Below are 12,810 nucleotides of genomic sequence, written 5' to 3' on the forward strand. Positions count from 1 at the left end.
CCCTACTCCGCGCCGTCCGACGGCGCCAGCCCGTGCAGGGTGTCATAGATCCGCTGCGCGAGGGCCTCGTTCACGCCCTCGACGCGCGCGATTTCCTCGACGCCCGCCGCCTTCAGTCCACCCAACCCGCCGAAGTGCTTGAGAAGTGCAGCGCGGCGGCGCGGACCAATACCCGGAATATCCTCCAGACGGCTGGTGGTGCGTGCTTTCTGCCGCTTTCCGCGGTGCCCCGTGATCGCAAAACGGTGCGCTTCGTCACGCACCTGCTGAACGAGCTGCAACGCCGGCGACTGTGCGCCCGGATGAACAGCACGGCCGTCGGGCAGCAGAAGGTCTTCGTCGCCGGGCCGACGCTCCGGACCCTTCGCGACGCCGACGATCTGAACACCGGTGACGCCAAGTTCGTCGAGCACTGCTTTCGCCTGCGCGACCTGCCCCGCGCCACCGTCGATCAGCAAGACGTCCGGCAGTACGGCAGCTGCGGCCTGCGCAGTCGTTTGGATTTCGACGTCGCGCGCTTCCATCGAGCGACGGAAGCGACGATGGATCGCCTGGTGCATCGCGGCGTAGTCATCGCCCGGCGTGATGCCGGTGATGTTGTAGCGCCGGTACTGCGAACGCACTGCGCCTTCGGCGTCGAATACGACGCAGGACGCAACCGTCGCCTCGCCCATCGTGTGCGAGATGTCGAAGCATTCGATGCGGTGCGCGACGTCGGCCATGCCGAGCAGGTCGCGCAGCGACTCGACGCGTGCCCGTTGCGCCGCGGCGCTCGTCATTTCCGACGCGAGCGCCATCTGCGCATTGCGACGCGCGATGTCGACATAACCGGCGCGTTCGCCGCGAACGCTGCAACGGATCTGCACCTTGCGTTCGCCGGACATCGACAGCGCCTGCTCGAGCAATTCGCGGTCGGGAATATCGCGGTCGATCACGATCTCGCGCGGCGGCGTTTTGTCCACGTAATGCTGCGACACGAACGCACCGAGCACCTCGTCGCACTGGTCGCTGCCGTTCGTCTTCGGGAAGAACGCACGCGTTCCGAGGTTGCGGCCATCGCGAAAGGCCATCAGCACGACGCAGGCGTTCGCGCCCTGCATGGAAATGGCGAGCACGTCGAGATCCGCCGCGCGGCCGTCGACGTACTGGCGCGCCTGCAGCGTGCGGATCGACGACACGAGATCTCGCAGGCGCGCGGCTTCCTCGAAGTCGAGGTTCGCGCTCGCCTGCTCCATGCCGCGCGCGAGTTCGTTGGTGAGCTCGTCGCTGCGACCTTCCAGCATCATCGACGCACGGCGCACGCTCTGCGCGTACTCGTCGTTCGAAATCAATTGCACGCAGGGCGCGCTGCAACGTCCGATCTGGAACTGCAGGCATGGTCGCGAGCGGTTGCGGAAGACGGTGTCCTCGCAGCTGCGCAGCTTGAAGAGCTTGTGCATCAGGTTCAGCGTCTCGCGCACCGCACCGACGCTCGCGTACGGGCCGAAATACTTGCCCTGCAGCGCGCGCGGGCCGCGATGCACGGCGATACGCGGGTATTCCTCACCCGTCAGCAGCACGTACGGATAACTCTTGTCGTCGCGCAGCAACACGTTGTAGCGAGGCTTCAGCGACTTGATCAGCTCGTTCTCGAGGATCAGCGCTTCCGCTTCGGTTCGCGTCGCGGTGACTTCGATGCGCGCGATCTGCGACACCATCGATGCGATGCGCGGCGACTTCGGCGTGTTGTTGAAGTAGCTCGACACGCGATTCTTCAGCGCGCTCGCCTTCCCGACGTAGAGCACGGCGTCGTCCGCCGCGATCATCCGGTACACGCCCGGCGCGGTGCTCAGATGGCGGACGAAGTCCTTGGCGTCGAAGGCGGGAGCGGACGGCTTCATCGTCCTGCGGCCCCTGGCCTGCGCGCATTGCGTCGGGTCATGCGGGAAATCGCCATCAGCGCGAGATGGGGCTGATTATCCGGCAGGCAAGCGCAGCGGGTGAGAACGCGGGCCCGCACCGCGCGGTAACGCGTTCAGCCGGCGCGCGACGCGAGGTGGCGTTCCGCGCGCTCGAGGTCGTCCGGCGTGTCGACGCCCGGCGGGAACGGCTCCGGTGTGACCGCGACGACGATGCGGTGCCCGGCCTCCATCACGCGCAGCTGTTCCAACGATTCGATGGCTTCAAGGCCACCCGGCGGCATCGATGCAAACGTCTGCAGGAAGCCCGCGCGGTAGGCGTAGATGCCGATATGCCGCAGCCACGGGCCGACCGAAGGCAGTACGTCGCGGGAGCGCGCGAACGCGTCTCGCGGCCACGGAATCGGCGCCCGGCTGAAGTACAGCGCATGGCCGGTGGCGTCCGCGACGACCTTCACCGCGTTCGGATCGAGCAACTGGTCCACGTCGTCGATCACGGCAGCGAGCGTCGCCATCGGTGCGGACGAAGTTTCGAGCAAGCCGGCTACCGATCGAATGCCGGCGACGGGTGCGAAGGGCTCATCGCCCTGCAGGTTCACCACGATCGTGTCGTCGCTCCAGCCGGCGATGCGCGCGCATTCCGCCAGACGATCGGTGCCCGACGCGTGGTCGGCGGACGTCATCGCGACCGACACGCCCGTCGATGCCAGTGCCTGCGCGATGCGGTCGTCGTCGGTCGCCACCCAGACGCCGCGTGCGCCGGCTTCCAATGCGCGACGCGCGACATGCAGCACCAGCGGGTCACCACCGAGCAGACGCAGCGGTTTGCCGGGCAGACGCGACGCGGCGTAACGCGCGGGAATGGCGACGACGAAATCGGTCATGTGGATGTCCTGCGGAGTCGGTCGACGCGGTCGAGCAGCGCGGTCCAGAACGCTTCCGGCAACTCGGCCGCGATCGGTACGGCGTAGCTGTCCTCGGGCGCGAATGACGCGCACTTCACCGCGTCCTTTTCGGTCATCAGCACCGGCAGCGGGCTGTTGAACGCGAGGTCCGTGGCGCGGTATGCGTGGTGGTCGGGGAATGCATGCGGCACGACCGCGATGCCGCGACCCTTGAGCATGTTGAAGAAGCGCGAGGGATCGCCGATGCCCGCAACCGCATGCACGCGCTGGCCGGCGAATGTCGCGAGCGGACGCGCGCGACGTCCGTGCATCGGCGCGGCGTCGTGGATCGCGAGGCGCATTGGCCACTCACCGAATCCGCTGTCGAGCTGTCCGGCGTCGCCGAGGTTGACGACGCGGAAGTCGCAGCGCTGCGCGCGCAGCGCGGGCTCACGCAACGGACCTGCGGGGAGCAGGCGTTCGTTGCCGTAGCGGCGCGAACCGTCGATCACTTCGATCTCGATGTCGCGCGCGAGGCGGTAATGCTGCAGACCATCGTCGCAGACCACGATGTCGCAACCGGCTTCCGCAAGCGCTTTTGCGGCGCGCGCGCGATCGCGGTCGACACGCACCTTTGCGCCCGTGCGTTGCGCGATCAGCAGCGGTTCGTCGCCCGACTGATGCGCGGGCGTCGTGTTTTCGATCCAGAGCGGCGTCGAGCCTTCGCGCCCGTAGCCGCGCGTGGCGACGCCGGGCCTCCAGCCCGCGTCGCGCAAGCGTTCGGCCAGTGCAATCGTCAGCGGCGTCTTGCCCGTGCCGCCCGCCGTGATGTTGCCGACGACAATTACCGGAACGCCCGGATGTCGCGATCGCAGGACGCGACGCGCGTACAGCGACGTGCGCGTGCGGGTCACGAAGGCATACAGCGGCTCGATGAAACGCGCTGCGAGCGGCACCCGCGCGCCGCCGTACCAGTGGCGCGGCGTAGCGGCCATCAGCTGGCCTCGCGGAATTGCATCCGGTGCAGGTGTGCGTATAGCCCGCCATGCGCGAGCAGTTCGGCATGCGTGCCGCGCTCGACGATGCGGCCCTGGTCGAGCACCAGCACCTGGTCGGCGTGTTCGATCGTCGACAGGCGATGCGCGATGACAAGCGTGGTGCGATCGGGCATCAATCGCTCCAGCGCGTCCTGCACGAGGCGTTCGGACTCGGTGTCGAGTGCTGCCGTCGCTTCGTCGAGGATGAGGATGGGCGCATCCTTCAGCATGGCACGCGCAATCGCGAGCCGCTGGCGCTGGCCGCCGGAGAGACGCCCACCGCGCACGCCGATCGACGTGTCCGCGTTCTGCGGCATGCGATCGATGAACTCCGCCGCGTTCGCGCCTTCGATGGCTGCACGAAGGCGATCAGGCGTTGTCTGGCCGAGTTCGCCGTACGCAACGTTCGCAGCGACCGAGCCGTCGAACAGCATCACTTGTTGCCCGACCAGCGCGATCTGTCGGCGCAGGTCCGCAAGGCGGTAGTCGCCGACCGGTCGGCCGTCGAGCAGGATCTCGCCCGATTCCACGTCGTAGAACCGCGGGATCAGCTTGATCAGCGTGGACTTGCCGCTGCCGGAACGCCCCACGATCGCGGTGACCGTGCCGGGACGCGCGACGAAGCTGATATCGGACAGCGCGGGCTCCGCCTGTTCCGGATATCGCGCGACGACGCTACGGAACTCGAGTTCGCCACGCGCACGTTCGATCGGAACCGTGCCGCTGTCGACTTCGTCCGGCATGTCGAGCACGTCGAACAGACGATCGGCGGATGCGACGCCGCGCTGGAGCATGCCCTGCACGTTGGTGAGCTGCTTGATCGCCGGAATGATCGCCATCATCGACATCATCAGCGCGACGAAACCGCCGGCGGTGAGATGACCGGCCGCAGCTTCGTGGCCTGCGAGCACGAGCAGCGCGGCCAAGCCAATCGCGCCCATCAGCTGCACCATCGCCGACGAGATGCTGCGCGTGGATTCGACCTTCAGCGACAGCTTGAGGTAGCTATCGGCCTGCGACTGGTAGCGCGCGGTTTCGACGCCCTGCGCGCCGTAGACCTTCACTTCCTGATGGTTGCCAAGCGACTGGTCGGCGAGCTGCAACAGCTGCGCCCCGCTCTCCTGGATACGGTGGCCGATGCGCCGGTAGCGACGACCGACCTTGTCCATCACCCAGCCCAGCGGCGGCGCAAGTACGAGCACCGCGAGCGTCACCTTCCAGCTCGCCCACAGCATTACCGCGAGCATCGCGATGACCTGGAACGACTGCTGGAGCATCACCTTCATCGCGTCGACGGCCGCGAGCGCGACCTGGTCGCTGTCGGAGCCAAGACGCGTGAGCATCGACGGCACGGGCTCGCTGTCGAAGCGTAGGCCCGGCAGTCGCAGGTATTTCGAAAGAACACGAACGCGCAGGTCGCGCGCGATGCTTCGACCCGCACGCGCCATCGCCATGTCGGTGATGTAGCCGGCGATGCCACGTCCCACGAACAGGCCGACGATGAGCAACGGCAGCGTCCAGTCGAAACTCGCAGCGCGATGGACGAAGTTGCGGTCGATGATCGGCTGCATCAGGCGCGTGAACTGGCCGCCCGCTGCGGCCTCAAGCGCCATTGCGATGAAGCCGACGACCATCAGCGCGCGATACGGCTTGCCGAACTGCTGAAGCCGTCTGTAGGTCGGCCACGCCGACGTGTGTTCGCTCACTTCGACGCCGCCTTCTTCTCGGTGGGCGTCGCGACGGCGAGCAGGATGTGGCGATAGCCGAGCTGGCCGAGCGCTTCCTGCGCGGTGATTACTGCTTGATACGGTGTGCGCGCATCGGCGCGAAGCATCACCGGCCGCTCGCGATCGCTGCCGCCGAGTTCGCTGATCGACGCCTTGAGCGATGCGGCGTCGTCGCGAAGCACTTCACGATCGGCGACGAAATAGCGGCCCTGCGCGTTTACCAGCACGACCAGCGGGTCGCGTGCCTGTGCACTTTCGCCGCTCGCCTTCGGCAGCTCGAGCTTCAGCGCGGAGCGGCCTTCGAAGGTCGCGGTGACGACGAAGAAGATGACCAGCGTCAGGATGACGTCGATCAGCGGAACCAGGTTGATCTCCGGTTCGTCGACCGGACGATGACCGCCGATGCGCACGTCAGGCCGCCTGCGGTGCCGGCTGGCTCGTGCGCGACTCGACGACGTCCATCAGCGCAATGGCCTCGTGCTCCATGTCGATGATGTATTCGGCAATGCGGCCACGGAACCAGCGGTGCGCGATCAGCGCCGGGATCGCTACGATCATGCCGGTCGCGGTGCACACCAGCGCCTTGCCGATGCCGCCGGCGAGCTGGTTCACGTCGCCGATGCCGTAGTCGAGGATGCCGAGGAACATCTGGATCATGCCGACGACGGTGCCGAACAGGCCCATCAGCGGGCCGGCCGCGGCGATCGTGCCGAGCGTGTTCAGGTAGCGCTCCATGCGATGCACGAGATGGCGGCCGACGTCCTCGACGCGTTCGCGCATCACTTCGCGCGAGCGGTTGCGCATGTCGAGCACTGCGGCGAGCAGTGCACCCAGCGGCGAGGTCTGCCGCAATGATTCGATATGCGCGGGGTCGAGATTGCCGCGGGCGGCCCAGACGCGTACTTCGTCGCCGAGCTTGGCGGGCATGACCCGGCTGCGACGGAGCGTCCATCCACGCTCAACGATGAGCGCCAGCGCCAGCGCCGACAGCAGCAGCAACGGGATCATCGGCCAGCCGCCGGACTTCACGAGTTCGAGCACGTCGCCTCCGCAGGCGTTCAATCGCGTCGATAGGATAGCCCAGCGTCCGTTCCGCCCCGCCGCGCCGCGTCCCACAACCGGCGATGGAGGTCGCGCTGGCCGGTTGTGACGATGCCTTCCGGTTCAAGACGGAACGTCACCGCGCCGTCTTCGGCCGTGTTCCATGTCCGTGCGCCGGCCGCCTGCCAGCGGTCGACGACGTCGGGTGCGGGATGGTGGAAACGGTTCGCGTGGCCGGTCGAGAACACCGCGTCGCGGGCGCCGGTCGCGCGGACGAAGCCTTCGGCCGACGAGTTGCGACTGCCGTGATGGGCGACGAATACGACGTCCGCCTGCACCGCCGCCGGGTCTTCGGCCGCCAGACGCGTCTCGACGAGGCTGCTGATGTCCCCGGTGAGCAGCACGACACCGCTGCGGCTTTCGATCCGCAGCACGCAGCTCGAATCGTTGGCGACGTAGGGCGTCTGCGGCGCCGGATTGAGGAAGACGAAGCGCACGCCATCCCACGTCCACTCCTGGCCGGCGCTGCAGGGCCGCGATCCGTCCACGCCGGCGCCGAATGGCGCTTGCAGGTCGGACGACGGCATCTCGCGACGCACCGCGGCGAGGCCGCCGACGTGGTCGAGGTCGGCATGGCTGACGACCATCCGGTCCAGCCGCGACACGCCGCGCGCATGCAGTACCGGAATCACGGCACGCTCGCCGGCGTCGAAACCGTCGGGCACCGCGGGGCCCATGTCGTACAGCAGCACGTGCGAATGCGTGCGAACGAGGACCGACAACCCCTGCCCCACGTCGATCGCGGTGGCTTCGACATCGCCCTGCGCTGGCATGTGTCGATTCGGCCACAGCAGCGGTAGCCACAGCAGGATCGCCAGCGCCTTGCCGGGCGTGCCGCGTGGCATCAGCCACCAGGCCGCGGCGATGAGCGCGGGGATGATCGCTAGCGATGACGGCTCGGGCACGTACCAGAGCGAGAGCGGCGTGTGCGCGAGGCGGTCGAACAGCGGCCAGGCGAGGTCGAACACCCACGCGGCGAGTCGCCATGCCATTGCACCGAGCGCGGGGTGCACGGCGTCGAGCGCGACGCCGGCGACCGACAGGGGCGCGACGACCAGGCTCCACAACGGCACGGCGAGCAGGTTTGCGACCGGGCCGGCCAGTGATGCCTGCCCGAACAGAACGACGGTGAGCGGGAGCAGGCCGATCGTCGCCACCGCCTGCGCCTTCGCGAGTTCGCGAACGGCGGACGTGCCACTGCGCGGCATGCACCACAGCAGCCACGCGACGCCAGCGAAGCTGAGCCAGAACCCGGCCGACAGCACCGAAAGCGGATCGACGAGCAGCATCGCTATTGCCGCGATGGCGAGTACCTGCGTCATGCCGACCGCGCGACGCGACAGCTGCGCAGCGACGACCACTGCGATCATCAGCAAGGTGCGTACGGTCGGCAGCGAGAAGCCTGAGGCTGCGGCGTAGCCGATCGCCCCGACAAGACCCGCGATCGCAGCGGCGTGGCGCGCCGGCACCCGTCGTCCGAGCCCGGGCACCAACCACCACAGCAGGCGCATCAACAGCGCGCAGACGCTGCCGACCATGCCGACGTGGAAGCCGCTGATGGCGATGAGGTGCGTCAGGCCGTCGGCGCGCAGCACCGTCCAGTCGGCATCGGTGAGATCGCGCGCGTCACCCAGCGCGAGTGCACGGACGAAGCGCGAGGAAGGCCGCGTCACTTCTCTCGCGATTCGGTTCGACGTCCCGTCGCGCCAGCCCTGTAGGCCGGATGCGGCTGTCAGACGCTCGCCCGCGCGGACGTAGCCCGTCGCGGCCAGACGATCGGCGAATGCATGCATCTCGCCGTCAGCACCACCCGGGTTCCGCAGCCCACGCGGTGCGCGCAGCCGCACCGTGAATAGCCAGCCTTCGCCCGCGCGTAGCAGCGGCGCATCACCGTTACGGTCGCCATACCACGACAGGCGCAACGTCCGTCCCGCTAGGGCCGGCAATGTCGAGGACTCGACGTCGAAAACGAAGGCTTCGCGGCGAGGTTCGCGGTGCGGAAGGTCGCTGATCCGACCGGTGAGCGATGCTTCCTGCTGGGCGGGCTCCGCGGGCAATTGCACCGCCAGCGCGTGGGCCGCGTGCAGCCCTGCGATCGCGAAGCCCAGCACGAACACGCCGATCCACCGGCGACGCGAGTAGAACCACGTCAGCCCAATCCCGCCCAGCGCCAACACGATCGACAGCACGACGTGCGGGACCGCCGGCAACGACAGGCACGCGCAGACACCCGCAAGGAGTGCGACTGCAGTGATCGGAGTGAGGAGCGGCGTCCTTGCCGCGTTCATGCCGGACTAAACCTCGTCCGGCGCGAGTTCTCGCAATCGACCTTCGTGCAGTTCGAGCACGCGATCGAGTCGGCGTGCCAGGCTGCGGTCGTGCGTCACCAGCACCAGGCTCGTGCGCTGCTCGCGATTGAGCGCGAGCATGAGGTCGAAGACGGTCGCAGCGGTCTTCTCGTCGAGATTGCCGGTCGGCTCGTCACCAAGCACGCAGCCCGGGCGATTCACCAGCGCACGCGCGACCGCTGCACGCTGGCGCTCGCCGCCCGACAACTCGCCCGGCTTGTGGGCCAGTCGATGGCCGAGTCCGACCGATTCGAGCAACGCCGTCGCACGCTGCCGCGCATCGGCAGTCGCGTTGCCGCCGAGCATCACCGGCAGCATCACGTTCTCCAGCGCGGTGAACTCGGGCAGCAAGTGGTGGAACTGATAGATGAAGCCGAGCGCGCCATTGCGCAGGCGGCCGCGCTCGGCGTCCGACAGCGCGCTCATCTTCTTGCCGTCGACGAAGACCTCGCCCGCCGTCGGCGTATCGAGCCCGCCCAACAGGTGCAGTAGCGTGCTCTTGCCCGCGCCGGACGCACCCAAGATCGCGACGGTTTCACCGCGACTGACTTTCAGATCGAGCCCATCGAACACGGGCGTGCGCAGCTTGCCCTCGGCGTACGTCTTGCCGAGCCCCTGTGCGCGGATCACTACATCGGAGCGCACGTCATTCATAGCGCAGCGCCTCCGCCGGCGGCGTGCGCGATGCACGCCAGGCCGGATAAACCGTCGCTAGGAACGCCATGACCAGCGCGACCGACGCGATCGTGATCACGTCGCTGGGCTGCATGTCGGTCGGCAGTCCGGTGATGTAGTAGACGTCTTCCGGCAGCAACTGGACGCCGAGCAGGCGTTCGATGCCGTGGAGGATGTGCTCGAGATTGAGCGTCAACGTCACGCCGAAGATGACGCCGGCCAGCGTGCCGATCACGCCGATCAGCGTGCCTTGCACCATGAATACCTGCATGACGCCGCGCGGTGTCAGGCCGAGCGTGCGCATGATCGCGATGTCCGCCTGTTTGTCGGTGACGAGCATCACCTGCGACGACACCAGGTTAAACGCGCCCATCGCGATGATCAGCGACAGCAGGATCGCCATGATGGTCTTCTCCATCTTCAGCGCGCGGAACATGTTCGCGTTCTCGTCGGCCCAGTTGCTGACGCGGTACGGGCCCCCGAGCGAAAGCGCGAGATCGCGACCGACATTCGCCGCTTGGTCCATGTCGTGCAGTCGCAGTCGCACGCCGGTCACGCCCGCGCCCATGCGTTGCACGCGCTGCAGGTCCTGCATCGACGTGAACGCCATGCCACGGTCGTATTCGTTGTAGCCGGCTTCGAAGATGCCGCTCACGTGGAAGCGCTTCATCTGCGGCACCGCGCCGATCGGCGTGGTCAGCGCTTCCGACGTGATCATGACGACGTCGTCCCCCACGCCAACGCCCAGCCACAGCGCAAGCTCGCGGCCCAGCACGACGTTGAACGTGCCGGGCTTCAGATCGTCGAGCCGGCCCTGCACCATCTTCGATGCGAGCACCGATACGTGGCGCTCCTGGTCGGGCAGGATGCCGCGCACGATCGCCGGCTGGTTGCGCGGGCCGGACAGCAGCGTCTGCGCTTCGACGTAAGGCGCCGCACCCGCGACGCGCTTGTCGGCCAGCGCCTTGTTGACGGCGCGCTGCCAGTCCTCGATCGGTTCGCCGTAGCCGCTCACCGTGGCGTGGGCGACCATCTGAAGCATGCGGTCGCGGATCTCGCGCTGGAAGCCGCTCATCACCGCAAGCGTCGTGATCAGCGCGGCGACGCCGAGCGCGATGCCCAGGATCGACGCCAGCGAGATGAAGGAAATGAAGCCGTTTCGGCGTTTGGCGCGCAGGTAGCGCAGGCCGATGGCGACGGGAATGGGCGTGAACATGCTGAGCCTGTTCCGAGGGGCGACTATGGTGCCACTGCCGCTGTCCCCGCGCGGGAAGGCCGCGTGAGGAGCCACAGGCGCAGTTCACGCCGGGTCGCGGCGTCGAAAACGTCGGGCCACGCCACGAAACGCTCGCGTCGGCCGTCGCGCATCCAGGTGAGTGCGCCGATCGGGCCTTGCCAGTCGACCTTGAGCGCGTCGATCGTGCTGTCGTCGAGCTTCGCCGTGCCGTCGCCACGCAGCACCAAGTGAAACGTCGCGCGGCGACGTTCGCGCAGCGCAAGCACGACGCCCCAGACGAGGCAGACCGGCGCCGCAGCCAGAGCCGCCGATCGCGGAAGATCGGACAGCAACAGCCCTGCACCACCGATGAAGCCGAGCATCACGACCGCAATCGAAAGCGCACGCGACGCGCGCAATTCAAGGCGCAACGGCGGTGATGCGTTCGACGAGTGTCTGGAGTTCGTCATCGTCGAGGCGGTCGTATCCGAGGAAGGCGCGCCAGAGCTTATCGTCCTCGACGGTCAGCAGCCGTCGGAAAGTTTCCCGTTCCGCGTCGGACGATGTCGCCCAGCGACGGTCGAGCCAACGCTCGAGCAACTGGTCGAGTTCGCGCATACCGCGCCGGCATCGCCAGCGCAGCGCCTTCAGTTCGACGTCGTCGCTCATCGCGAAAACAGGCCGATCGCGAGATACGCCCAGAGCAGCCAAAGCACGACACCACCGGCGACGTAGGTCATGAAGCGGTGCATGACCTTGTTGTAGGTCACGTGGATGCCGCTGTGCGCGATGCGAAGTGCGACGAACAGCCACGCCAGCCCGACACTCAGCATGTCGACGCGACCGATACGATCCGCGACGACCAGCGCGAAATAGAACAGCACCGGCAGCTCGAACAGATTGCGGAAGTTGTCCGCAGCGCGACTGTCGGTGAGCAGCGCCGACGCCTGCGCGGACGTCGCAACCTTCTGCGGATGGATGCGCTCGCGCTTCATCTGCCCGATGCGCATCGTGTACATGCGGAACCAGACGACGGCCGTGAGAACGACCATCGCCAGGCCCGGCAGGTAGATCGCGCGAACGTCCATGGGCGCGTGCGCGGCCGCGATCAGGCGCGGCGCGCCAGCATCAGTTTCTTGATCTCACCGATCGCACGCGCCGGGTTCAGGCCCTTCGGGCAGGTGCGCGCGCAATTCATGATCGTGTGGCAGCGGTAGAGCTTGAACGGATCCTCGAGATCGTCGAGGCGCCCGCCCGTGTCCTCGTCGCGCGAGTCCACGATCCACCGATAGGCCTGCAGCAGGATCGCCGGGCCGAGGTAGCGGTCGCCGTTCCACCAGTAGCTCGGACAGCTCGTCGAGCAGCAGGCGCAGAGGATGCATTCGTACAGGCCGTCGAGCTTTTTGCGGTCGTCCGGCGACTGCAGGCGCTCGCGGTCGGACGGCGTCGGGCTCTGCGTGCGCAGCCACGGCTTGATCGAGGCGTACTGCGCGTAGAAGTGCGTCAGGTCCGGAACGAGATCCTTGACCACCGGCATGTGCGGCAGCGGATAGATCGCCACCTCGCCGGCACGGCAGTCGTCGATCGCCTTCGTGCAGGCGAGCGTGTTCGTGCCGTCGATGTTCATCGCACACGAGCCGCAGATGCCCTCACGGCACGAGCGACGGAACGTCAGCGTCGGATCGATCTCGTTCTTGATCTTGATCAGCGCGTCCAGAACCATCGGGCCGCAACTCGCGAGGTCGACCTCGTAGGTGTCGACCGTCGGGTTGCGCCCGTCGTCAGGATTCCAGCGGTAGACCTTGAAGACCCGGGCATTCTTCGCGCCGGCGGCAGCGAAGTGGCGGCCCTTCTGGATCTTCGAGTTCTTCGGGAGGGTGAATTCGGCCATGGTCGGGTCCGTTTCGTCCGCCGTTGCCGGCAG

The 12,810-nt window shown here is 67.4% G+C and carries 13 protein-coding genes; all 13 read right to left on the bottom strand.

Going from position 1 to position 12,810, the window contains the following annotated elements:
• Positions 1-2 precede the first annotated feature (2 nt).
• The 13 genes from uvrC to ACVWWW_RS10505 all read right to left on the bottom strand — a co-directional run bounded on the left by uvrC (position 3) and on the right by ACVWWW_RS10505 (position 12,777).
• Positions 3-1,880, bottom strand: coding sequence for an excinuclease ABC subunit UvrC (gene uvrC, locus ACVWWW_RS10445; RefSeq protein ID WP_027082098.1), 1,878 nt, complete (start codon positions 1,878-1,880; stop codon positions 3-5).
• 134 nt (positions 1,881-2,014) lie between these two features.
• The gene (kdsB, locus tag ACVWWW_RS10450) at positions 2,015-2,782 is read right to left on the bottom strand and encodes a 3-deoxy-manno-octulosonate cytidylyltransferase (protein ID WP_027082097.1); all 768 of its coding nucleotides are present in this window, start codon (positions 2,780-2,782) and stop codon (positions 2,015-2,017) included.
• Positions 2,779-3,777 (bottom strand): tetraacyldisaccharide 4'-kinase, encoded by a 999-nt coding sequence (gene lpxK / locus ACVWWW_RS10455; RefSeq protein ID WP_027082096.1) that lies wholly within the window; start codon positions 3,775-3,777, stop codon positions 2,779-2,781. The genes kdsB and lpxK overlap by 4 nt, the downstream gene beginning before the upstream one ends.
• A complete protein-coding gene (gene msbA / locus ACVWWW_RS10460; protein ID WP_027082095.1) occupies positions 3,777-5,525 on the bottom strand; it encodes a lipid A export permease/ATP-binding protein MsbA in 1,749 nt (582 codons plus the stop codon). Before msbA ends, lpxK begins: the two co-directional genes overlap by 1 nt.
• Positions 5,522-5,956 carry an ExbD/TolR family protein gene (locus ACVWWW_RS10465; protein ID WP_027082094.1) on the bottom strand — a complete coding sequence of 145 codons (435 nt, stop codon included), beginning with the start codon at positions 5,954-5,956 and terminating at the stop codon, positions 5,522-5,524. The genes msbA and ACVWWW_RS10465 overlap by 4 nt, the downstream gene beginning before the upstream one ends.
• 1 nt (position 5,957) lies before the next feature.
• Entirely contained in the window at positions 5,958-6,587 is a 630-nt protein-coding gene (locus tag ACVWWW_RS10470) for a MotA/TolQ/ExbB proton channel family protein (RefSeq protein ID WP_027082093.1), read from the bottom strand.
• Between the two features lie 17 nt (positions 6,588-6,604).
• On the bottom strand, positions 6,605-8,935 hold the full coding sequence (locus tag ACVWWW_RS10475) for a DNA internalization-related competence protein ComEC/Rec2 (RefSeq protein ID WP_027082092.1): 2,331 nt from the start codon (positions 8,933-8,935) through the stop codon (positions 6,605-6,607).
• Positions 8,936-8,941: 6 nt separating this feature from the next.
• Entirely contained in the window at positions 8,942-9,649 is a 708-nt protein-coding gene (gene lolD / locus ACVWWW_RS10480) for a lipoprotein-releasing ABC transporter ATP-binding protein LolD (protein ID WP_027082091.1), read from the bottom strand.
• Complete coding sequence (locus tag ACVWWW_RS10485) at positions 9,642-10,886, bottom strand: lipoprotein-releasing ABC transporter permease subunit (RefSeq protein WP_027082090.1); 1,245 nt, start codon at positions 10,884-10,886, stop codon at positions 9,642-9,644. Before ACVWWW_RS10485 ends, lolD begins: the two co-directional genes overlap by 8 nt.
• Positions 10,887-10,909: 23 nt before the next feature.
• The gene (locus ACVWWW_RS10490; protein ID WP_155914149.1) at positions 10,910-11,356 is read right to left on the bottom strand and encodes a hypothetical protein; all 447 of its coding nucleotides are present in this window, start codon (positions 11,354-11,356) and stop codon (positions 10,910-10,912) included.
• Entirely contained in the window at positions 11,307-11,555 is a 249-nt protein-coding gene (locus ACVWWW_RS10495) for a succinate dehydrogenase assembly factor 2 (protein WP_027082089.1), read from the bottom strand. The genes ACVWWW_RS10490 and ACVWWW_RS10495 overlap by 50 nt, the downstream gene beginning before the upstream one ends.
• Entirely contained in the window at positions 11,552-11,974 is a 423-nt protein-coding gene (locus tag ACVWWW_RS10500; protein ID WP_036141357.1) for an MAPEG family protein, read from the bottom strand. The genes ACVWWW_RS10495 and ACVWWW_RS10500 overlap by 4 nt, the downstream gene beginning before the upstream one ends.
• Before the next feature lie 20 nt (positions 11,975-11,994).
• Positions 11,995-12,777: a succinate dehydrogenase iron-sulfur subunit gene (locus ACVWWW_RS10505; protein ID WP_027082087.1), complete on the bottom strand. Its 783-nt coding sequence runs from the start codon at positions 12,775-12,777 to the stop codon at positions 11,995-11,997.
• Positions 12,778-12,810: the final 33 nt, after the last annotated feature.

It is taken from the genome of Lysobacter sp. HA18 (genome assembly GCF_054057595.1).